The organism is Chryseobacterium artocarpi (assembly GCF_001684975.1).
In the GTDB taxonomy this organism is placed as follows: Bacteria; Bacteroidota; Bacteroidia; order Flavobacteriales; family Weeksellaceae; genus Chryseobacterium; species Chryseobacterium artocarpi.
In genome coordinates this window covers 335,780-358,271 of sequence record NZ_MAYH01000023.1, presented here as the reverse complement: position 1 = coordinate 358,271, position 22,492 = coordinate 335,780, and the positions used below count along the sequence as shown (strand labels likewise).

26 protein-coding genes are annotated in these 22,492 nt (G+C 34.7%); 15 read left to right on the top strand and 11 right to left on the bottom strand.

The genetic code is table 11. The features are described from left to right. Both BBI01_RS09620 and BBI01_RS09615 read right to left on the bottom strand, forming a co-directional pair. Positions 1–1,581: an ATP-dependent DNA ligase gene (locus BBI01_RS09620; RefSeq protein WP_065394457.1), complete on the bottom strand. Its 1,581-nt coding sequence runs from the start codon at positions 1,579–1,581 to the stop codon at positions 1–3. Beyond that, the gene (locus BBI01_RS09615) at positions 1,578–2,603 is read right to left on the bottom strand and encodes a ligase-associated DNA damage response exonuclease (RefSeq protein WP_065394456.1); all 1,026 of its coding nucleotides are present in this window, start codon (positions 2,601–2,603) and stop codon (positions 1,578–1,580) included. The genes BBI01_RS09620 and BBI01_RS09615 overlap by 4 nt, the downstream gene beginning before the upstream one ends. A gap of 396 nt (positions 2,604–2,999) precedes the next feature. On the opposite strand from BBI01_RS09615, the gene BBI01_RS09610 reads away from it, so the two are divergent. From BBI01_RS09610 to BBI01_RS09600, 3 genes are read left to right on the top strand one after another with little or no spacing between them, the layout of a single operon-like run. Then, the gene (locus BBI01_RS09610) at positions 3,000–3,788 is read left to right on the top strand and encodes an SDR family oxidoreductase (RefSeq protein ID WP_065394819.1); all 789 of its coding nucleotides are present in this window, start codon (positions 3,000–3,002) and stop codon (positions 3,786–3,788) included. A 4-nt stretch (positions 3,789–3,792) separates the two neighbouring features. Further along, positions 3,793–4,194: a GlcG/HbpS family heme-binding protein gene (locus BBI01_RS09605; RefSeq protein WP_065394818.1), complete on the top strand. Its 402-nt coding sequence runs from the start codon at positions 3,793–3,795 to the stop codon at positions 4,192–4,194. 18 nt (positions 4,195–4,212) lie between these two features. Next, on the top strand, positions 4,213–5,016 hold the full coding sequence (locus BBI01_RS09600) for a helix-turn-helix domain-containing protein (RefSeq protein WP_065394455.1): 804 nt from the start codon (positions 4,213–4,215) through the stop codon (positions 5,014–5,016). Between the two features lie 168 nt (positions 5,017–5,184). Here BBI01_RS09600 and BBI01_RS09595 read toward each other — a convergent pair whose 3' ends face one another. From BBI01_RS09595 to BBI01_RS09585, 3 genes are all read right to left on the bottom strand, one after another. Continuing rightward, complete coding sequence (locus BBI01_RS09595; RefSeq protein ID WP_065394454.1) at positions 5,185–6,261, bottom strand: SDR family oxidoreductase; 1,077 nt, start codon at positions 6,259–6,261, stop codon at positions 5,185–5,187. Between the two features lie 81 nt (positions 6,262–6,342). Next, positions 6,343–6,927 (bottom strand): Crp/Fnr family transcriptional regulator, encoded by a 585-nt coding sequence (locus BBI01_RS09590; RefSeq protein ID WP_065394453.1) that lies wholly within the window; start codon positions 6,925–6,927, stop codon positions 6,343–6,345. A 48-nt stretch (positions 6,928–6,975) separates the two neighbouring features. After that, positions 6,976–7,431, bottom strand: coding sequence for a PPC domain-containing DNA-binding protein (locus BBI01_RS09585; RefSeq protein WP_065394452.1), 456 nt, complete (start codon positions 7,429–7,431; stop codon positions 6,976–6,978). Positions 7,432–7,766: 335 nt separating this feature from the next. Between BBI01_RS09585 and BBI01_RS09580 the strand changes: the two genes are divergently transcribed. Continuing rightward, positions 7,767–8,393: a chloramphenicol acetyltransferase gene (locus BBI01_RS09580; RefSeq protein ID WP_065394451.1), complete on the top strand. Its 627-nt coding sequence runs from the start codon at positions 7,767–7,769 to the stop codon at positions 8,391–8,393. A 71-nt stretch (positions 8,394–8,464) separates the two neighbouring features. On the opposite strand, the gene BBI01_RS23065 is transcribed toward BBI01_RS09580, so the two are convergent. Both BBI01_RS23065 and BBI01_RS09575 read right to left on the bottom strand, forming a co-directional pair. Then, positions 8,465–8,539, bottom strand: coding sequence for a hypothetical protein (locus BBI01_RS23065; protein ID WP_262487290.1), 75 nt, complete (start codon positions 8,537–8,539; stop codon positions 8,465–8,467). Further along, positions 8,527–8,913: a Crp/Fnr family transcriptional regulator gene (locus BBI01_RS09575; RefSeq protein ID WP_228393974.1), complete on the bottom strand. Its 387-nt coding sequence runs from the start codon at positions 8,911–8,913 to the stop codon at positions 8,527–8,529. Before BBI01_RS09575 ends, BBI01_RS23065 begins: the two co-directional genes overlap by 13 nt. A gap of 456 nt (positions 8,914–9,369) precedes the next feature. Here BBI01_RS09575 and BBI01_RS09570 point away from each other — a divergent pair, with 456 nt between their 5' ends. Continuing rightward, positions 9,370–9,711, top strand: a complete 342-nt coding sequence (locus BBI01_RS09570; RefSeq protein ID WP_065394450.1) for a helix-turn-helix transcriptional regulator — start codon at positions 9,370–9,372, stop codon at positions 9,709–9,711. Between the two features lie 7 nt (positions 9,712–9,718). Here the strand turns inward: BBI01_RS09570 and BBI01_RS09565 are convergent, their stop codons facing one another. Then, positions 9,719–10,450, bottom strand: a complete 732-nt coding sequence (locus BBI01_RS09565; protein WP_065394449.1) for an MBL fold metallo-hydrolase — start codon at positions 10,448–10,450, stop codon at positions 9,719–9,721. 236 nt (positions 10,451–10,686) lie between these two features. Here BBI01_RS09565 and BBI01_RS09560 point away from each other — a divergent pair, with 236 nt between their 5' ends. Continuing rightward, positions 10,687–11,871, top strand: coding sequence for an MFS transporter (locus BBI01_RS09560; RefSeq protein ID WP_065394448.1), 1,185 nt, complete (start codon positions 10,687–10,689; stop codon positions 11,869–11,871). A gap of 119 nt (positions 11,872–11,990) precedes the next feature. Here BBI01_RS09560 and BBI01_RS09555 read toward each other — a convergent pair whose 3' ends face one another. Next, entirely contained in the window at positions 11,991–12,365 is a 375-nt protein-coding gene (locus BBI01_RS09555; protein WP_065394447.1) for a winged helix-turn-helix transcriptional regulator, read from the bottom strand. Between the two features lie 154 nt (positions 12,366–12,519). Between BBI01_RS09555 and BBI01_RS09550 the strand changes: the two genes are divergently transcribed. From BBI01_RS09550 to BBI01_RS09510, 9 genes are all read left to right on the top strand, one after another. Next, a complete protein-coding gene (locus tag BBI01_RS09550; protein WP_065394446.1) occupies positions 12,520–13,461 on the top strand; it encodes an alpha/beta hydrolase in 942 nt (313 codons plus the stop codon). After that, complete coding sequence (locus BBI01_RS09545) at positions 13,458–14,624, top strand: MFS transporter (protein ID WP_065394445.1); 1,167 nt, start codon at positions 13,458–13,460, stop codon at positions 14,622–14,624. Before BBI01_RS09550 ends, BBI01_RS09545 begins: the two co-directional genes overlap by 4 nt. Before the next feature lie 73 nt (positions 14,625–14,697). Continuing rightward, positions 14,698–15,399 (top strand): DsbA family oxidoreductase, encoded by a 702-nt coding sequence (locus BBI01_RS09540; protein ID WP_065394444.1) that lies wholly within the window; start codon positions 14,698–14,700, stop codon positions 15,397–15,399. 129 nt (positions 15,400–15,528) lie between these two features. Beyond that, positions 15,529–15,921: a hypothetical protein gene (locus BBI01_RS09535; protein ID WP_228393973.1), complete on the top strand. Its 393-nt coding sequence runs from the start codon at positions 15,529–15,531 to the stop codon at positions 15,919–15,921. 55 nt (positions 15,922–15,976) lie between these two features. Then, positions 15,977–16,558 (top strand): 5'-methylthioadenosine/S-adenosylhomocysteine nucleosidase family protein, encoded by a 582-nt coding sequence (locus BBI01_RS09530; RefSeq protein ID WP_065394442.1) that lies wholly within the window; start codon positions 15,977–15,979, stop codon positions 16,556–16,558. A 9-nt stretch (positions 16,559–16,567) separates the two neighbouring features. Beyond that, entirely contained in the window at positions 16,568–17,095 is a 528-nt protein-coding gene (locus tag BBI01_RS09525) for a GNAT family N-acetyltransferase (RefSeq protein ID WP_065394441.1), read from the top strand. 11 nt (positions 17,096–17,106) lie between these two features. Continuing rightward, positions 17,107–17,694: a Crp/Fnr family transcriptional regulator gene (locus BBI01_RS09520; RefSeq protein WP_065394440.1), complete on the top strand. Its 588-nt coding sequence runs from the start codon at positions 17,107–17,109 to the stop codon at positions 17,692–17,694. Between the two features lie 132 nt (positions 17,695–17,826). Beyond that, positions 17,827–18,804 (top strand): 3-oxoacyl-ACP synthase III family protein, encoded by a 978-nt coding sequence (locus tag BBI01_RS09515; RefSeq protein WP_065394439.1) that lies wholly within the window; start codon positions 17,827–17,829, stop codon positions 18,802–18,804. Between the two features lie 166 nt (positions 18,805–18,970). Beyond that, positions 18,971–19,783, top strand: coding sequence for an alpha/beta hydrolase (locus BBI01_RS09510; protein ID WP_065394438.1), 813 nt, complete (start codon positions 18,971–18,973; stop codon positions 19,781–19,783). Between the two features lie 65 nt (positions 19,784–19,848). Here the strand turns inward: BBI01_RS09510 and BBI01_RS09505 are convergent, their stop codons facing one another. Further along, complete coding sequence (locus tag BBI01_RS09505) at positions 19,849–21,201, bottom strand: MATE family efflux transporter (RefSeq protein WP_065394437.1); 1,353 nt, start codon at positions 21,199–21,201, stop codon at positions 19,849–19,851. Beyond that, positions 21,177–22,490, bottom strand: coding sequence for a lysine N(6)-hydroxylase/L-ornithine N(5)-oxygenase family protein (locus BBI01_RS09500; RefSeq protein ID WP_065394436.1), 1,314 nt, complete (start codon positions 22,488–22,490; stop codon positions 21,177–21,179). Before BBI01_RS09500 ends, BBI01_RS09505 begins: the two co-directional genes overlap by 25 nt. Positions 22,491–22,492: the final 2 nt, after the last annotated feature.

Here is a 22,492-nt window from a genome sequence, read left to right as displayed (position 1 = left end):
CTATTGTATTAATTTCTTAATTTCTTCAAGATTATCTATTTCATCCACCGTTTTGTCCTTGCGCCATCTGACAATTCTTGGAAAACGGAGTGCTACACCGCTTTTATGGCGATTACTGAACCCAATTCCTTCAAAGGCAATTTCAAAAACAAGCTCTGCTTTTACTGTTCGTACAGGACCAAACTTTTCAATCGCGTTTTTTGTTACAAATTTGCTTACTTCCATGATCTCCTTGTCTGTAAGTCCGGAATATGCTTTGGCAATGGTCACCAATTTATCTTCATTTTTTATAGCAAAAGTATAATCGGTGTAATAGGCACTACGCCTGCCGCTTCCTTTTTGTGCATAGATTAAAACAGCATCAATGGTAAAGGGATTGATCTTCCATTTCCACCAATCTCCTTTTTTTCGTCCGGAGTGATAAGGCGAACTTTTCTGTTTTAGCATAAGACCTTCACTGTTTACAGATCGGGAATTTTCTCTGATATCATTAAGTTCTTCCCATTTTTCAAAATCAATACTTTGAGAAAGCTTAATATTTTTAGGATTTTCATTTAATAATAGTTCTTCCAGCATTGCTCTTCTTGCAGAAATTGGTTTTTCGCGAAGGTCATTATCTTCCTGTTCCAATAAGTCATAAGCAAATACTTCAATCGGAATTTCCTCCAGCATTTTTTTTGTTAAGGTTTTTCTGTTTAATCTTTTTTGTAATTCACTAAAATTCAAAACCTTATTTTCTTTTACCGCAAGAATTTCCCCATCTATAACAAAGTTTCCTTTCATATTTTTGACTACTTCCGTGATTTCAGGAAATTGTTCTGTGACAAGTTCTTCACCTCTTGACCAGATAAAAACTTCGTCATTTCTTCTGATGATCTGCCCTCGTATACCGTCCCATTTATATTCTATCAGCCATTCATCGGGTTCCCCCAATGCGTTAGTTTCTTTTTCAAGAGGATAGGCAAGGCAGAAAGGATACGGTTTTGAATTATCAGGGTTTATATTTTCAGCGGAGATTAATTCTTTAAAAGAGACTTCATCAGGGAACCATTTTCCCATTAAGCTGTGCATCAGTGTGCTGGATTCCTGTCCTGAGAATTTTGTCAGTGCATTGATCAAAGTTTTATCAGATACGCCAATTCTGAAACTTCCGCCTATTAATTTGTTAAAAATCAAACGTTCCGTGTAATCTAAACCATTCCAGGAATTGAGTACAAATTCTTTCTTTTCAGCTTCTGTTTTATCTTTTAAATCAACAATATCTATCATCCATTGAGAAAGACTTCGTTCAATCTTTTCCTGTGGTGGCGGAAGAATTAATGAAAGGGTTTCCCCAAGATCTCCAACGGAAGAATAGCTTTCCTGAAAGAGCCAGAGCGGGAGTCCTGTAATTTCCAACGCCCATTCTTTCATATAATTGGTATTCACATTTCTTTTGGGTCTTTTTCCCGTGAAAAGGGCAATAAACCACACTTTATCTTCATCAGGAGTACGCTCCAGATAATCGATGATGGCATCTATTTTAGCATTGGTTTTATTAGTAGTTTCCAAAGCGTTGATAAGATCTGCAAAATGTCTCATGATTCAGAGGTTTTGATGGTTTCCTGTTCTGTTTCTTCTTCTTCTTCTTCTCCAAACAATGTTTCTACAACATCTGCTTTTATGCCAGTTTCATTCAGATATTTTGAAAATATCTCGGTCTGTCCGTGGGTAACATGAACGATCTCTGCTTCTGTAGCTTTTACGGTCTGCAATAATCCTTTCCAATCTGCATGATCGCTCATCGCAAACCCAGCATCGGCACTTCGCCATCTTCTGGCACCCCGAACCTGCATCCACCCTGAGCAAATAGCGGTTGCCGGATCAGGAATCTTTCTGATCACATTACTGTCTAATAAAGCAGGCGGAACAATAACAATTTCATGTTCCAGATCTTTAGGATGTTCTCTGAAGTCTGCAATTTCATATGTTGGAAGATGGATTCCTACGGATTCAAATGCCTCATTAAGCTTTCCAATAGAATAGTGAACATAAATTTTGCCCAATCCTTCTACTGCTTTCATTATGCGTTGTGCTTTTCCAAGGGAATAACCGATGAATACAGACGTTTTATTATTTTCTTTATTTTTTAATACCCAATTTTGTAGTTTTTTATTTAAATCATCAATTTCAAGCCAGTTATAAATGGGTAGCCCAAAAGTACTTTCTGTAACGAATTCATGGCATTTTATCAATTCAAAAGGGGTACTTAAACCATCGTTCTGAACTTTATAATCACCGGAAACAACCGTTACAAATCCTTTATATTCAAGTCTTATCTGTGCCGAACCTATAATATGTCCCGCAGGATGCAATGAAACATTGACTCCATTAATGTTGATTTTTTCACCATATTCTACACTCTGACAATTAATATCCACACCAATTCTTTGATATAAAATTGGTTTTGTAAAATGATGACAAAGGTAGTTCTTCATTCCCCAGCGGGCATGATCAGCGTGTCCATGAGTAATAATGGCAAAATCTACAGGTCGCCACGGATCTATGTAGAATTTTCCCTGAGGGCAGTAAATTCCTTTTTTTGTAAATGTGATTAGCTTCAATGGTGTGATTGGTTTGGGTAAGATGCTTCAAAAACTTAACCAATTTACGATAAACTGTTGATTTTATTGTAATTCAGTGTCTATGATGAAAGAAAAGTTGTTTACAACCTGTGTGTGTTGGAAAACATTTTAGACGTAAAGATTTTATTGAAGATAAGAGTGTATTCTGAATAAAAATTGCCACGGATGCACCAATCAGTAAGGATTACTCCTTATTTTTCACAATATACTTTAAGGTAATATTTTTAATTGTTTTATAAAATAATTCGTGCAATCGTAGCGATAGGAATCTCTATGTTGTATAGTGGACCTCCAAACAATATCAATTTGAACTTTACAGCAACAAGTTATTATTTAAAATCTTTGAAATTTGTAATCATTCTAAAAAGAAATATAATGAGCAAAACAATTTTAATTACTGGAGCAGCAAGTGGATTCGGAAAGATTGCCGCTTTTGATCTTGCGAAAAAAGGACATCATGTAATTGCAACCACGCAGGTATACCCTCAGATGAGTGATTTAATTCGTGAAGCAGAGGAAAAGGAAATAAATCTTACTGTTGATAAATTGGATGTAACGGATTCAAGAGATATCGCTTATATTTTAAATAAATATGATATTGACATTCTGATCAGTAATGCAGGGGTAATGGAGGGCGGACCTATTGCAGAGCAGCCTTTGGACATAGTAAAATCTATGTTTGATGTAAATGTATTCGGGGCTTTGGAGCTTGCTCAGGGATTCATTAAAAAGTTTGTTGAGAAAAAAAGCGGAAAGATTGTTTTCACGTCTTCAATGGGAGGATTATGGACTGTCCCTTATGTAGCTGCTTATTGTGCATCAAAGCACGCTTTGGAGTCTATTGCAGAGGGATTAAGAACTGAATTGGCACCCTTCAACATTAAAATCGCAACCTGTAATCCAGGTGTATTCGGGACGGGCTTTAATGATAGAGGAGTAGATTCTATATTCCGTTGGTATGATCCGAAGGTAAATTTCACTCCAGAATCTGCTTTTGATGGAGTTTCAGAATCTCTTGCTAATCAGTTGGATCCAAAATCTATGGCAGAGGTTATTGTGAATGTTACATTGAATGACGAAAGCAGCTTCAGAAATGTACATCCTAAAGAAACGGAAGATTTTGTAAAACAACTTCAGGCAGATGCTTGGACTTCAAAAAGTTAGTAGAATGGAAATCAATTATGGTTTAGCAGAAAAAGTATTGCAATCCGCAATAGAACGAGCAAGAACTTTGGGTATTCCAGTAAGTATTGCCGTTATAGATTCCGGCGGGCATCTGGTTGCTTTTGCGAGGTTAGACAGCGTGTATGGAGTTATTGATTTTGCTGTGAAAAAGGCAAAAACAGCTGTTATGTTTGGGGTAGACAGTGATATTATGGGAAGTATTATTGCTTTAAATGAGATTCATGCATATGGGATGTTAAACTCCAATGATGGACTTTTAACTATTGCAGGTGGAGTTGTTATTAAAGATAAAAATGGGAAAGTAATTGGAGGAATAGGTTCGTCGGGGGGGACTCCTGAGCAGGATAAAGAAATTGCAACAGCTGGAGCTTCTGCTATTACTTAAATTTTAGATATTTGTATCATGGAAAAAACCTCTGAGATCATATTTGATAAATTAGTATATTCATGTGCTTTTGAATCTTATAAAGGACATGAAGAATTTATTCCTGATCATTTTTTAGGGTTTCAGTTGTCAGGAGAAACGCATGCCTTTCATGAACATGGAAAAACTGTCATCAAAGAAAATACAGTAGTTCTGGTCAGAAAAAATCAATTGATACGAACAATGAAATACCCTTCTAAGAATGAAAAGTATCAGTTCCTTTCCATTACTTTGGATGATGAAACGTTGAGACAATATTCTACTGAAAATAAGATTGTTACCAATCATTCATTTCCTGATCCTCAAAAAATATTTTTTGAACCGGATGAATTTTTTAAGACCTACTTTACATCACTTATTCCTTATGCTCACAGGACAAAAGATATTCCTCCAAGACTGGCTGCTTTAAAAGTAAAAGAAGCTATAGAACTTCTTCTTCAAAGTAATTCTGATATTAAGAATCTGTTATTTGATTTTTCAGAACCTCATAAGATTGATCTCAAGGAATTTATGAACAGGAATTTTATGTTTAATGTTTCTATTGAAGCTTTTGCAAGACTTACTGGTCGTAGTCTTTCAGGTTTTAAAAGGGATTTTAATAAAATCTTTAATATGACCCCTAAACAATGGCTTAAAGAAAGAAGATTAAAGGAAGCTTATTATTTAATTAAAAATAAAGATAAACGTCCATCAGATATTTATCTTGATCTGGGATTTGAAAATTTGTCTCATTTCTATTTTTCATTCAAACAGAAATTTGGAGTTACGACAACTAAAGTATAAACTAAAAAATCAAAGTTTTTATTTGCCACGGATGTACGAATTATTAAAAGTTAATTTTTCATCCTTAAAACTATATATTACTATGAGTTTTTTATAAAAAAATAAGCGCATAATATAAAATAATTCGTGCATTCGTGGCGATAAAAAAGTTTTGTGAAAGAGAATAGATTAGGGAATTATATTTTCAGACCTTAATCTTTCAAATACTTCTATAAAAGAGTCTTCGGTACTTTTATAAGCTTTAAATCCTAGTTTTCTGCTTTTCGACATATCACACATTACTTCAAGCGGTCTGCCGAGATCCAGGTCAGTATGCCAAGCCGAAGATAAGCGGTTTACATTTTTCTCTTTTAAATTATATTTTTTAGCAATCTCTGTCCATATTTCCTGAGTGTTTTCCATTTCTTTTTCTAAAGGTCTTATGGAACCATTATAGCCTTCTGCTTGTATTTCAAACCAATTAGCGAGTCTTTCCCAAAGCCATTTCCAACGGAAAACATCTCCATTTGTGATGTTAAATGCTTGATTTTTTGCTGATTCAGTAGTGGAAGCCCAAACTAATTGTTTTGCCAGTATTCCAGCATCTGTAACATCTGAAATACCATTCCATTGCGCTTCTGAACCAGGGTATATGAAAGGTTTTCCTGCTTCTTTGCATATACTGGCATATACGCCTAATGTAACAGCTATATTCATAAGATTACCGACAGCGTATCCTATTACAGTGTGTGGTCTGTGAATACTCCATGTAAAGCCGTCTCTTTCAGAAGCCTTATATACTTCATCCTCCTGCGCATAATAAAAATTGGGAAGAGGAAGCCTCGGATGTTCTTCTCTTACGGGTGTGATCGGTAATACTCCTTCTTTAGCATAAGCTTCAAAAGGTCCGAGATAATGCTTTAATCCTGTAACTAATGTAACGTGCTTAACCGATTTTTTAGGCGATAAAACATCCAAAAGATTTTTTACTAACAGACTGTTTACACGAATGTTTTCCTCTTCTGTATCATTTCGCATCCAGGTTGTAAAGTAAACGTGGGTAGGAGATACTTCCGATAACGCTTTTGTCAGGTTCTGTAAGTCCAGTAAATCAGCTTTAACAGTATGTAAACCAATGATGTTATCATTAGGAGTTCTTGATAATCCGTAGGTTTTAAAATCTTGTGCAATAAGCTCTTCTGCAAGATTGCTTCCTGTAATTCCGGTAGCACCTACTACCAGTGCAATATTTTCTGTGTTTTCCATAATTGTAAAATTCTTTAGCAAAATTATGGATGATTATTGCCTGAACTCTTGATATGGATCACGCATTTGAATTGATCTGGATCAAGTATTTTTCAATGAATTCTTTTTACGGATGCGGCTTATGGTTTCCGGGGCAAGTCCAAGATATGATGCGATTAAATTATGAGGAACACGTTTGATCATTTCAGGATTCTTCTGTACAAGCTGCATGTATTTCTCTTCAGCTGTATAGCTGTTTGAAACAATGAGTCTGTAATCTTTTGTTACCAGGCTATTTTGATATAAGATTCTGAAATAACGGTCCATTATAGGGATTTCCAGGAGCATTTTTTCATAATTTTCGAGGGTGATTATTAATACTTCCGTATTTTCTATTGCATCGATATTTAAAACTGCTTTTTCCTGATGAATAAAACTATTGAAATCTGAGATCCACCAACCTTCAAAAGCAAACATGTTGATATGTTCATTACCTTTTTCATCCGGAAAATAAGATTTCAATAAGCCTTTACTTACAAATGAAAGACATTTACAGACATCACCTTCCTGCAAGAGATATTGTTTCTTTTTAAGTTTTTTTAAAGTAAAAAAAGAAGGGATCTGATTTTTCTGGTGTTCAGTTATATCAACTTTATTCTGAATATGGGAAAGCAGGACGTCAAACATTTGATAAATATTTCCTCAAAAATAAGACTTTCAATACCAATGAGAATCTTATTTTTCAAAATCATAGAGATTAATTCCTATTTCTTCATTCTTGGTTTTAACAGCTTTTGTATGTAAAGGGTACAAAATAAATTCTCCGGCACCTCGTATTTTAGCATCCAAAAGATGTCCTGCAAGCGCTGTATAATCTTCTCTGCCTAAAGTAATATGCAGGTGAAGTATTGGTTGATCATCAATTATAGAAACATTTCCTGAAATATTGGTAACTTCCATTTGTTCTTTAAATGTTTTGTCGATGTATTTTTTTGTATCAGGATTAAAGAATCGCAGCGTGGCTTCACTTACAGCACCAATTCCGGTAACTTCTCCAGCCTGAATATTCTGACTCTGAACAAAATCCGTTAAAGCCTCCACAATGCTTGAATTGTTTTTAATACTTACCATATAAATTTGATCTGTTTTTCTTGCAGACCAGTGATTTCCTTTTAAATTTAGTATTTCCATAATAATGTATATTTGATGAATTAGAAAAGGGAAGGAGGTGAAAATTTTTATCTGAATGATTTATAAGATGAACGAATTATTTGTAACATAATACTTCTTATAATAATATAAAAGCAAGATGAAATCATTCGTGTATCCGCGGCAATCAAAAAATATTCTCACGATTCATAATTTTTTGAAGTTTTACAATTTTCAACTATCAAAATGACATGCAATAATCATGCTTATCAATCTTTCCTGTTTATTAAAAACTGTAATATTTATGGAAATTTAATATTCGTTTTAATAGTAAAAGCTGATAAAAAATCCCGAAATTTGCGCCAAATAAAAGATTAATGAAGATTGTAGATATTGAAAGCTGGAACAGAAAGGAACATTTTGAGTTTTTCTCCGGTATGGAAAGTCCTTATTTTGGTTTTACAACAGAAGTGGATTGTACAATAGCCTATGACAAAGCTAAGGAAAACGGATATTCTTTTTTTGCCTATTACTTTCATAAATCTATGGTTGCCATTAATACAGTAGATGAACTAAAGCTTAGAATTGATGATGGGAAGGTAGTTCAGTTTGATACAGTTCATGCCGGAAGTACAATTGGAAGACCCGATGGTACTTTTGGTTTTTCATTTACTCATTTCTCAGAAGATTTTGAAACCTTCAATGCAGAATTACAGGAAGAAATCAAAGGAGTTCATAATTCTACAGGGCTTAGATTAAGTAACGAAAGGCTTGGTAAAGATCATGTAAGACATACTACAATTCCATGGAACTCATTCAGTGCGATTCTTCATCCTACAAATTTTAATACAGGCGAATCTATCCCGAAAATTGCTTTCGGAAGGTTCAGTATCTGTGATGGTAAAAAGTTCCTTCCAGTTTCTATTGAAGCTCATCATGGGCTTGCAGACGGTATTCACCTTGCAAAATATGTGGAGGAATTTCAAAGACAGCTTGATCAGTAGGTATTACAATCTGGAAGTTTTTAGTTTAAAAGAGATTCGATATTAATAGTAAATCTTCTTTTTCTCAATTTTCACAATCTGATCTTTTTCATTTGTTTTATGGTTCTGATTACTGTTTCTACGCAAAGCCCGGTTAAGGATGCCAATTGCTGCCTTGTAAGAGGAGAAAAAAGTATGGCGTTTTGTCTTCATAATAGCTTTTCATATAGTCCAACAGGAGTTTTAGCTTAGAACCCTGATTTTGAAAAGACAGATTATAGAACATAATATACTTATGATACATTCTCTCTGCCAGACATTGATAAATGCTGAGCGAAATCTCCGGATTAGTCTGTATTAAATTTAAAAAACTGGATTTTGGCATTCTGAAAACAGAATAGCAACCAGGGGGTGTTCTACAAATAAAAAGAGATTCTCCGAAACTGTGACCATTTGAAAATATATTCTGAATAAATTCTTTTCCATCTTCAATATAATTATTCAGCTTGATCTTTCCTTTTCCTATCTGATAATAATGCATAGGTATTTGGTACCATTCATATACCACATTATTTCAGAAAGGTTTCAAAGTATTGATCTCGATCATAAAAAGTAAACTGTAAAACTGGTTACATTTACAACCGTATCAAAAAGGGAAAGCAAAACAATTGCAAACAGGCTGATAAAAGCAGTTATGATATTTCACTTAAAAATGGAACGTGGTATGTATGTGGTACGCTATTATGATAAAATTTTAATCATTTTTTCTTTCTTTGCCCCATATAAAAATGAATTAAAATTCCAATGTGTGAATATTTCAACCTAATTATTCGATAAATACAAACCTTATGTCAATTGTTTTAAGAAATGCTGATGAAACTCCTGCATAAGTAAAGCCGTTTCATATCCCTGATATTAAAACACTATTGATAAAAAAAGATTTTGCGCCCATGGACAAAGGATGTCTATTGGAAATTAGTAGAGATGAGAAAGTATTATGAAAAACAAAAACCTTGAATCCAGCTTAGAGGATTTGAATCAAAAGATTCTTGTACAAGATGAAATCATGGCATTAGCCAAAGCAAATTCTCCCCGTCTGCTGAATAAGTTCAGACTGGTGTATCCGCATTTTTTCGGAAAGTTATCTTCTATACAGCCAGCCTTAAAAAACTCTGAGCTGATTTTTTGTATTTACCTTAAGCTCAATATGACAACAAAAGAAATTGCGACCTGCATTTTCGTTACACCAAAAGCAATACAAAATAGGAAAAACAGGATCAGAAAGAAGCTTAATATTCCCTCTGAATTAGATATTTATAAATGGTTTAATGAATTTTAAACCATTTTTATGCTTCTATCACTGCTTTTTCAAGATCATGATAAAGGAGAATCTTCCAGTTATTTTCTCTTGCTTCTTTTTCCCATTTAAGTCTCAGTTCCATTGCTTTTCTACCGTCAAAATCGCTTTTGTAGGCCAAATGATACTTTAAGTAAGATGCCTGCGGAAGATCATCAGCACCATAAAAAGCTGTTTCTTCGTTTTCTTTGATCCAGAATACCTGCATAAATGGAGTATGCCCGCCAACCACTTCGTAAGAAATTTCACCATTGATCTGCCCTTGATCATCATTCATCCAGACAATATTAGGTAATTGAATCATTTTTTCTAAAATCTCAAAATCAAAGGATGGATTACCTTTATTTTCCATAGCAAAATCAAATTCACGTTTTTGGATGTAGATTTCTGCATTAGGAAAAGTAGCTTCAAAACCATTCTCTTTTAATGTTATAGCACCTTCAATATGGTCTTTGTGAAGATGGGAGAGAAGCACTTTGGTAATCTGCGTATGATTGATATTTTCTTTTTCCAGAATTTCAGAAACTACAGACTTTCCATTTTCATTTTTCCAATTAATTCCTGCATCTAAAAGGATATAATCATTTTCCGTAATGATAAGAAAAGGCTGCACAGACATTTTTATCCCGGGAGTGGTATCAAAGTTTTCCTCTGTTAAAAGTGTAAAGTCTTTGGTTTTACTTGCAGAGAAATTTCCTTCTTTAAGTGGAATGATTTTCATGTTGCAAATTTCCTGATTATTTCTAAAATCTGAAAGGTTTTTTATCAATATAAATCATCGGTAAAAACGATTAAATAAAGAAATAATTCAATTTTTCGTCTATAATTCTCAAAGGTTAAATCAATGATCAGATCTTAAATATTTTATGAAAATGATTACCTTTGAGACCTTTAAAATGATATATTTTACACATATTCAATTATTGTATATCATCATTTCAATCAATAAAAAATAACATGCAGGAGAACTCTACCAACGGAATTTCACGAACGGTGATTTGGTTAATGTCCATTATTTCAGGACTGGTTGTAGCAAATAATTATTATAATCAGCCTTTGCTGGCCCTTATCTCAGAAGATCTGAATGTTTCTGAATCTGCAGCCTCCAGAATTTCAGTACTTACCCAAATTGGTTATGCCTTAGGATTACTATTGATTGTACCGCTTGGAGATAAATTTTATCGTAAAAAGCTGATTCTTACAGATCTTTTCCTCGTATTTGGAGCTTTATTATGGATGACTTTTGCCAATCAATTGTGGATGTTATATGCCGCAAGTTTATTGATTGGTGCAACATCGGTTATTCCACAATTGTTTGTTCCCATTGCAGCCGAACTATCATCCGATAAAGAAAAATCTGCCAACATCGGGCTGGTAATGTCCGGATTACTTTTAGGAATTCTTCTTTCGAGATTTATAGGTGGCATTGTAGGAGAAGTCTGGGGGTGGCGTGCCATGTTCGGAATTGCAGCTGGATTGATGATTTTGGTTTGGCTAGCCGTTTACAAAATACTGCCGGAACTTCACCCGAATTTTAAAGGTTCATATAAAGAATTAATGAATTCCGTTGCTCTCCTTGCGAAAACCCAGCCGATTCTTCAGCTTGCTTCGTTCCGTGGTGCTATGGCATTCGGTTCTATGTGTGCTTTATTTACCACGTTGGTTTTTCATATGGAGAAGCCTCCTTTTAATGCAGGATCATCCGTTGTGGGAAGTTTTGGATTGGCAGGAGCAGTAGGAGCATTAGCGGCAGCGAAAGTTGGAAATTTACAGAAATATCTGGATATCAATAGGATTATTTTATATTCCTTACTGATTCTGATAGGAAGCTGGGGCTTTACTTATTTTGCAGGAGAAACATATTGGGGATTAATTATAGGGGTAATCCTTGTGGATTTGGGTGTGCAATCCAGTCACATCATGAACCAGACGAATTATTTTATGATTAAATCCAATGCGGTGAACAGGCTCAATACGGTTTATATGGTTTCCTATTTTATCGGGGGGTCACTGGGAACCTGGCTTGCTTCTATAGCATGGCAAAAGGCACAATGGACAGGCGTTTGTTTTGTAGGAACTTTATTTGGAGTCTTGGCTCTCATTGCCCATATTCTTTTCTGTAATAAAGTGAATAAGGCTTAATTAAAATATTGCCACGAATACACTATAGTTTTTAATCCTTAAAACCTATATCTTACTATGAGTTTTTTATAATTAAATAAGCAAATAGTATAAAATAATTCGTGCATTCGTGGCAATACTTATACATCTGCTTCTTTATTTTGTATTAAATTTTTATGTTTTCCACCCCATTTACTAAGCTGGTTCCATATTGGAATCAAATCGATTGCAATTTCAGTAAGTTCATAATCTACCCTTGGTGGAACTTCAGCGTATACGGTTCTCGTTACCAATCCTTCTTTTTCCAACTCTCTTAGCTGTAAAGTCAGCATCCTTTCGGTTATTCCTGAAATAGCTTTTCGGAGCTCACTGAAACGAAGTTTTCCACCTTTTAACTTATCCAGAATCAAGAGTTTCCATCTTCCACCAATTTTACAAACGGCATAGGTCAAATCACATTCGTGAATGTACTGTCGGTTGATATTATTGGTTGAATTTTCTTTTATTTTACCCATTACTTACAAATTTGTTAGTACCGCACAATTCGTCGTATACAATGCAAATGTAAGGTTTGAGATTTAATTTTGCCCTGTAAAACAAAAAATAGTACAGCTAAAGAACAATAGCGCTTACGTTCTCAGCTATAATATTCACTTAAATTTAAATAAAATGCAGTTAACATCAAAAATAAATCAGATTGTAGACCAATTAGAAAAAATACAGCCATTCAATGTACAAAATCCGCTAGATGCAACCCGTAAATATCTTGAAACAATGTCTCTTCAATTGAGTGGCAAGAAAGAACCTGTTGCTATCATTGAAGAATTGAATATTTCAAAGGAGAATCATCAGATTCCAATCAGAATATATCGTCCAAAAGGGAAAACAGATCAGAAATCATCTGCTATTGTTTATATTCACGGTGGATGGTTTATTGCAGGAAGCTTTGAAACACATGATGCAGTTGTCCGTAAATTGGCTAATTCAACAGGGTCAGTGGTTATTTTTTTAGATTATCGTCTTGCCCCGGAACATCCTTTTCCTGCAGGGCTTAATGACAGTATTGATGCTGTACGATGGGTAATAGAGAACGCTGAAGCTTTAGATATAGATGAAACCCAGATCGGAATTATTGGAGACAGTGCGGGTGCTGCTTTATCTACTGCTGTTTCTACTCAGATTGGAGAATATTTAAAATTCCAGGTACTTATTTATCCTGCTGCTGATAATCAACTCAATACAGAAACCTGGAAAACTTATGAAAACGGTCCTGTCCTAAATAAACAAGGAGGTATTGAAGCCTGGAACTGGTATCTGCCAAAAGAAGAACTTGATCATCCTCTTGCCATTCCGGTGAGAATAAAAGACTTTAAAGAAACTCCACCAACACTTATGATATTTGCTGAACATGATCCTTTGTTGGACGATGGAAGGCAACTTGCTGAGAATATGAATAATGCAGGCGTTTCACTTAAAACCATTTTCTATAAAGATATGGTTCACGGCTTTATGCATATGGGGGAAATATTGGAAGAAGTACAACTTGTAATTGATGAAATGGCTGTATTTGCTCATCACAATTTTAAAATAGTTAAAGAGCAACAGGTATGAAAAAATATGCGTACATAGGCTGTCTGGGATTTATAGCAGTGATTACCACAGAATTTGGGGTCATTGGAATTTTACCACAGATTGCTGAGCATTATAAAATAAGTATTGATAAAGCAGGTTACCTGTTGAGTGCTTTTGCTCTTGTTATAGCACTCACAGGACCTTTTATGACGCTTCTCACCTCTGGAATTGACCGTAAAAAAATAATGACCATTGCTGTATTCATGTTTCTGCTTACAGGGATTATTTCATCATTTTCACCTCCTTTTTGGCTATTGATGATCGTAAGGATACTTCCTGCATTTCTTCAGCCTGTTTATATTGCAACAGCATTGTCTGTAGCTATTTCCGGAGCAGATGAAAGCAGAAAAAATGGTTTGATGAGTATTGTTTTCAATGGAGTAGCAATCGCTATGGTAACTACAGTTCCTTTTGCAACATGGATTGCCGGTTTATGGTCCTGGGAATACTCATTTATAATACAATCTGTGGTAAGTTGTATTGCTTTAATCACCATTTATTTTCTCCTTCCTGCAATGCCAGTTAAAGAAAAAAAATCTTATGGAAGTCAGATTAAGATTCTTGCACAGCCTTCATTTATACTGAGTACATTAGCCAATTTCTTTATGATAACGGCATGGTTTTCCACTTACAGCTATTTTGCAGAATATCTTGGAAAAGGCAAAGGTATGAACCCTTCTATGATAAGCTATATGCTGCTTTTATTTGGAGTGATAGGTATTATAGCAAATTGGATTGCTGGGAAAATGCTTAATAAAAATGTAACGCGAACGATGGCATTCTTTCTCTCCGGAACCCTTTTGATTCCAATATTATTGTATTTATCAGACGGAAATTTATGGGCAACTGTAGGCGTGATTGGAGTTTGGGGATTTCTCTATTCGCCAAGTTTTCTTAATGCTTCTTCCTACATGATTTCTTCTGCACCCAACGCTCTGGAATTTGCCAACAGTTTAGCCACGTCTTTTGGAAATCTTGGAGTAACATTGGGTACTACAATCGGAGGGTGGATTATCATCACAAAAGGAGTGGAGTATACGCCATGGATAGGATTTGTTTTCGGAATTCTGGCATTTTTGATGATACTGATGAGAAGTATTTTTGAAAAGAGAAATCAGCAGATTTCGACCTGTCACAATTAAACTGTAACATTTTTTGTTACATTAAATAAAATACGTATCTTTGTATTATCAATTTGATTTAAAAATAAATACAATGAAAATAGAAATATGGTCGGACGTGATGTGTCCGTTTTGTTATATCGGAAAAAATAATTTTGAACAGGCGTTAGAGAAACTTCCGTTCAAAGATCAGGTGGAAGTAGAGTGGAAGAGTTTTCAGCTGGATCCAACATTGGATGCCAATAAGCCTCAGACTACCATACAGTATTTTGAAGAGAAAAAAGGAGTACCGGAACCTCAGGCTAAGCAAATGCTTGCTCAGGTAGCTCAGATGGGAAAAGGTGCGGGTATCAATTTTGACTTTGAGAAAGCATTAATTGTAAATACATTTAGTGCTCACAAACTTCTTCATTTAGCTAAAAAGCATAATAAGTCTAATGAAATGGAAGAAGCTTTATTCATTGCTCATTTTATAGACGGTAAAAATGTAGGTGATCCTGAAGTATTGATCTCTCTAGCAGAAAATATGGGAATTGATGCAGAGGAGGCAAGACAGGCTGTCACTTCTGATGAAATGGATTATGAAATAAATCAGGACATCCTTGAGGCAAGAAATAATGGTGTTACCGGAGTTCCTTTCTTCGTTTTGAATGGAAAATATGCAGTATCAGGAGCTCAACCTGTAGAAGTATTTGAAAATGCTCTTCAGCAAACTTATAAAGAGACCGTAAGTCCTTTTAAAGATCTTTCGGGAGACAATGGTGCTTCCTGTGATGCTGATGGCTGTAGCATCTAAGAAAATAAATCTTTAATCCCCAAAACAATTCTCTATTGCTTTGGGGATTTTAATATATTTACTCAAAAAATCGATTTTACTGATTTAAACTTAAATAAAAATTAGTGAATTTAGCTATGATTATGGAGCATGAAGATAATTAACTTCTTAAGAATCATTTCAATTATATCTTATTTGCTTATTATATTAATGGGGCAAATGATAGGAATACCATTTATCTTCTGGCTTTTGTTTACCCTTTTTGATTTTGGAACTATTGATCAGCTTTTTGCTATTATAGGAATTTCAGGTATTTTAATTAATCTGACAAAATTGAAAAATCTAGTTCTAATGACGATTTTAAGTTTCTTTATGATGTTGTCTCCAATTATTTTCAAAATGATTCAAATACCAATTGAACTTTTTGATTATTTGGTATTTAAACTTCCTTTGTCTGTTTTTATCATTGGATATGTAGCTTTAATTATTCTTAATGCAAGAAAAGAAAAAGTACATTCTCATAATACTTCCAAATTACAATAAAACTCTCGTATCTTTGTAAGGCAGCTTCAGTAGCTGTATAAAATCTATTTTCTCAATGATAAAAATTAATAATGAACTTCATTATCCGATTGCAGATACGCTTTTCGTTTTTGCATTGGATTCAGAAGCAGGAACAGTATTTGACGAAAAGAATAAATTAATAACAGGTATCGGAAAAGTAAATGCTGCAATAGAACTAACGAAAGAAATCCATGCCAGAAAACCCAAACTGATTGTCAATTTAGGATCAGCAGGAAGTAAAGGTTTCCATAAAGGAGAAGTGGTTTGCTGTACGAAATTTATTCAGAGAGATATGGATGTAAGAGGACTTGGTTTTAAACTCTATGAAACCCCATTATCCGGAGTTCCTCCTATTTTAGAATATGGTCTTAAAATGGATACACTAAAAGAAGGAATCTGCGGAAGTGGTGACAGTTTTGAGATGAACCATTCTGAAACGGATTATAATATTGTAGATATGGAAGCTTATCCATTGGCACTTATTGCTCAGCAGGAAAACATCCCGTTCTTATGTTTAAAATATATTTCTGATGACGCGGGAAGTGATGCTGCAGAAGATTGGAGCGTACAAGTACATCTTGCTTCTGAAGCATTTAAGAAAATATTATTCTCATAACATATTATCATGGCATCAATTATCATCAATAAAGCTTCAAATGAAGATTGGGAAACCGTACAAAGTCTCGGCATTCAGACTTTTACAGAAACTTTCGCAAAAGATAATTCTGAAGAGGCTATGAAAAGATATCTCGAGGAAAGCTTCAATGCGGAAAAACTGAAAGCAGAACTTAATAATAAAGAATCTCATTTTTTTGTTGCCTGGGAAGAAGACAACCCTGTGGGCTATCTTAAAGTAAACGCCGGAAGTGCCCAAACAGAAATACAGGATGAAGCCGGTCTTGAAATTGAACGTATCTACGTTAAACAAAGCCACCATGGTAAAAAAGTGGGGCAGCTTCTTTATGACAAAGCTTTAGAAACCGCTCAACACCTTAATAAATCATATCTGTGGCTGGGAGTTTGGGAAGAAAATTTAAGAGCATTAAATTTTTACAGGAAAAATGGATTTGTTGAATTTGATAAGCACATTTTCAGACTTGGAGATGAAGAACAAACCGATCTGATGATGAAAAAAGTATTGGATCAGAAATAACTTACGGCTGCGTGAACACCTCGGATTTTTTAGAACAAATCAATCAATATTATCCTTTATCTGATCGTACTATTCAAGCCCTTTTGGATATTTGTACAGAAAAAAGATTCGGGAAAAATGACCTTATTTTGGAAGCAGGAAATAGGGCAAGATATTATTATTTCTTACAATCGGGGCTGGTAGGATATTATACAATTGATGAACAGGGTGATCCTATTTATAAAATCTTCTTCGAAGAAAACAGTTTTGTAGCTTCCACAGCAGCTATTATTAAAAATGAACCCAGCGATTTCAATATCATTGCACTGGAAGACAGTATTTTAATACAATATCCCGCAAAAGCCTACCGTGAATTATTAGAAAAACATTATGATCTGGCTCTTTTTCATTTATATTATCTGGAGAAAAACTGGGTAGTAAAAAAAGAACCTCTGGAAGTCTCCCTGAAATATGAGACAGCCAAACAACGGTATTTGCAATTACTGGAACCCCCCTCTTTATATAACAGACTGAAACAACTTCATATAGCTTCTTACCTGGGAATTACACCTACACAACTTAGCCGGATAAAAAAAGACATTCATGGAGATAATTCCTGATTAAATTTTATCATATATTTTTAATTATCAGACATTAATGATATATTTCATATTACTGGGATATATTATTTTTTAGTGTTAGCTTTGTATTATATCACAAATTAGAGATATAATTAACAAAAATAACCAATCATGAAACTACATCACACGTATTTCTATCATCCTGAGTTTGTAGAAAATAATGCTGCTGTTATTGAGCGTTTTGAACTTCAGGAAATTTCAATGCAAAAAATCCAAAATGCTTTAGGGAGGGAAGACCGTTTTATTGTTCCGGAAAATTCTCTTGAAACAACACTTTCCATGGCAATAGAAGCAGGAAGAGGAGTTCTTAATGAAAGTAATATTTCCATTCTTGATATAGATATTATTGTTTTTGTTAGCAATTCTCCTGAACATCATATACCTTGTGATGCTATCCAGATCCATTATGCATTGAAAGGAAAGCCGGATACATTATGTTATGATATTAATGCCAATTGTATTGGAGGATTTATAGCATTGGATCTGGTATCAAAATACTTAAAAGGATCTGGCAAAGGAACAAAAGCTTTAGTTATTTTTGCTGAAAAATTTTCGACGATATTAGACCCTGATAACCCGACGACAGCTTTTTGTCTTTCAGATTCAGCGTTTGCCTTCATCGTAGAGAATGATGGAGATGCTACCTCAGGATTAATAGATGTATTGTATCATACAGACAGTAGTTTTTGTAATACTGTGTTGTATCCGCCTAAAGGAAATTCAGGACATCGTCCTGGTGATCTGACAACATGGGACCGAATTTTTGATGGAATGGGAAGTGTCAATTTTGCACTGGATAATATTACTCATTTTTTACAGCGCAATCAGATAAGTCTTGAGCAGATTGAATTATTCTTATTTTCACAGTTTTCTATAAAAAACATCAATATTATTCGTGAATACTTTCAGTTGCCGGAAGAAAAAATTCCTTTTTATTCTAAAGAATTAGGGTATACCGGAGCTTCCAGTCCGTTTTTAGCTTTAGACAAATATCAAAAAGAAGTAAAGCGCTTGAAAAAAGGAGATTACATTCTCATATGGACGCTGGGAACAGGCTATCAGGCAGGTTTAATGCTTTGGAGATATTAATTATTGAATGATCTGATCATATCAAAAATAAATTAACAAAAGCTTCAACATATGTTGAGGCTTTTTTCTTTTTTCTATCTCAATTTTGTTCTGTAAAAGGTCATTGGTACGCTATGTGTTTTGTCATTTAGAGACCTGTGATTATCATTAATTAAATATTTTCAACATGAAGAAGCTCATCAACATTGTATTTTTACTGACGGCATGTATTCAGTTATCAGCACAAAAGATTATTCATCAGGAAGTTTTCAGCCCAAAAATGAATAAAAAGATCAAAACCATTATTATTACCCCTGACATTCAATCTAAAACCACTTATCCATCGGTATATATTCTTCATGGCTTCAGTGGAAATCCGAAGAGGATTATTAAACAGGATATTCCGGATCTGGTACAGAAAGCTCAGGAGTATCAAACCATCTATGTTTTACCTGATGGAAACTACAGTTCGTGGTATGTAGACAGTCCGATAGTGAAAGATTCACAATATCAGACTTTTATTGGAAAAGAACTTGTAGAATTCGTAGAAAAGAACTATCCTGTGAAAGCGGAGAAAAGATTCCGAGGTATTCTGGGATGGAGTATGGGAGGCTATGGAGCAACAAATATCGGGGTTACTTATAATAAAACCTATGGTATTGTAGGAAGTTCCTGTGGTGCTCTGGATTTCAATTCATTCGGGCAGGGATATAATAAATATATGGTAGATAAGGTACTTGGTCCACTATTAACAATGAATCCCGTTTTCCTCACTGACAATAAGTTGAAACTAATGGCAGATGCCGGACAGAATTATATTTTTGATTGCGGAACTGAGGATGTGCAGATGATCGGAATGAACAGAAATTTTCACAAAAAGCTCACAGACCTTAAGATCCAGCATCTTTATATAGAATCCTTGGGAATTCATGATGATAAATACTGGAGCAGATCACTTTCTGAGCAGCTGACTTTGTTTAATAAATTTTTTAATCAATAAATCTTTCTCAGTTATATTAAATAAAAACAGCTTTACATTCATTGTATAAGGCTGTTTTATTATTTTTATATTGAATCAATCCGGATTGGCTTTAATTGTATTTTATAGTTTTTAAGTAAAACCAGAGTGATAATTCCTACCACGAGCTCTATGAGTGCGCTGCCCCAATAAATACTTTTAATACCAAAATAATGGGGTAAAATCAGCATCAAAGGAATATAAAGTATAACCTGACGGAGAAAAACCAAAAAACTGGCTTTTTTACTTTGGTTAACCGCCGGATAATAGGAAAGTGCCAGTACGGTAACGGGAAGTAACGGCAATACAGAAAAAAACAATCTGAAATCTATAATCTGATGGTATTCTACAATATAACCTGGAAGCATTACCCCAATCAACTCCTCAGGAAAAATTAAAGCTACAAGGAAAAATGGTGACAATATTGCTACACCGGCAAGAATATAAGTTTTTAAGAACTTTCCGGCTCTGTTAAATTGTCCTGCTCCAAAATTAATTCCAACAACTGGCTGTAACCCTCTCATCAATCCAAATAAAGGAGTCAGTAGGAAAAGAAAAAAACGGTTCAGTATTGTAAAGAAAGAAATATCTTTTTCAGTTCCGTAAGCAGCAATTGCATTGAAAATAATAATACTCTGAACCACTCCCATCACGGAAAGGATCATCTCCGGAAGCCCAAGTTTTAAAATTCTTTTGCCAATTTCTTTATCATAAGAAATTGATTTCCAATTGGTTTTAAATGAACTTTTTCCTTTTGCATAATAATAGAATCCCAGAAGAGAATAGATCAGCATACCGCAATTGGTTGCCCATGCTGCTCCTGCAACGCCCCATCCGAAGACAGAAATAAAAACAGGTTTTAGAATAATATCAATAATAAGTCCTACAGTAATCATCATTGCTGCTGTCTTCATTTTTCCTTCAGCCCGTACAAGCATATTCAGTGCAAGCCCGTAGATCCAGAAAATAGTTCCAATAAGCGTCACTCTGAAATATTCTACAGCTATCATCTGTAAGTTTCCTTTTGCGCCCATCATCGCCATCAGTTCATGAGCGTATATATAAGCGGGTACTGTACATAAAATTGAAAAGCATATACATAATATATTGAAGCTTCCAAACAATCGGTATAGCTTATCTCTATTATTTTCTCCAATCCAGATGCTAACGGCGGCTCCGGCTCCGGTTCCTGCAAGTCTTCCAAAACCCAAAACAATCTGAGAAAGGGGATAGGCAAGCCCTACTGCGGCTAAAGCCTGTGTATTGATCAGATATCCTACGAAGATTGCATCCAGGAAATTATTAATTCCATAAAGAACAATTGCCGCAACGGCAGGCCATGAAGTTTCCCACATGACCTTTTTTATATCACCTTCTAGGATGAATGTTTTGCGGTCCATTTCTTTTCTGTATTAAACTCCTGAAAAGCGATTCTTTTTTCCACTTTATAAACCTCTTTACCGGCAATAGCATTAATAATCAAAGCATTTCTGTAAGCGCCCATTCCCAGATCCGGAGTCACAAAGCCATGGGTATGAAGTTCAGCATTCTGAACAAAAATATTTTCTGCCTGATCTATTGTGTAATAACGGCTCACATCAAATAATCCGTCTTCAGTTCTTTGGATAAGGTTTTCTATTCCATGTAGAAATTTTGGTTCCTTATATTTGTATCCTGTTGCAAGAATAACATAATCTGAGATATGAGTAAAAGTAGCATTATCCTGTACGTGTGTGAAATTTAACGCGTAAGAATTACCTTCGGGAGAAATATTATCAAGTTGACAGCTGGGTTTCAGAGCTACATTTAGAGGTTTATTACCTACACTCATTCCATATAAAGTATCAAAAATATCATTGATCAGTTCAAAATTAATTCCTTTATACAACGGTGGCTGCTTGGCAAGAATTGTTTTACGCTGTGAAGGCGGCATATTATAGAAATGATCTACATATTCCGGAGAAGTAAGTTCAAGTGTCAACTTGGAGTATTCCATTGGGAAGAAACGATCAGGTCTTGTAAACCAGCTCATGAAAGGACCATCTTCTGTTTCAGGTAAAAGATCCTGAAATATTTCAGCAGCACTTTGTCCGGAACCGATAATTGACACTGAATCTGCATTCTGAATTTGTTTTTTATGCTTAAGATATTCTGAGGTATGGATAACGTTCGGGAAATTTTTACCTTCCATAAATACGGGCAAACTAGGCTGTGTTCCTGTACCCAATACAATTTTCTTTGCAGAATATTTGATGACATCATTGTTTTTAAGATCTAAAACATCAATAACGAATACCTTTTCAGCTTCATTAAATGTAATATTCTCTACTTTTTTTCCAAACTGACAGCTGTTCAGCTGATTGGCTGCCCATTGACAATACAAGTTATATTCTTTTCTTAAAATGAAAAAATCTTCCCTGATGTAAAACTTGTACAGACGATCTGTTTCTTTTAAAAAATTAAGAAAGCTGTATTTACTTTTCGGGTCTGCCATCGTTACCAGATCTGCCATGAAAGGAACCTGTAATGTTGCATTATCCAGCATCAACCCTGGATGCCAGTCGAAGCCGTCTGCCTGGTCAAGAAATAAAGCAGAAACCGTTTCCACAGGTTCAAGAAGAGCGGCTAGCCCAAGATTGAAAGGACCTATTCCGATCCCGATAATATCATATGTTTTATTATTTTCCAATG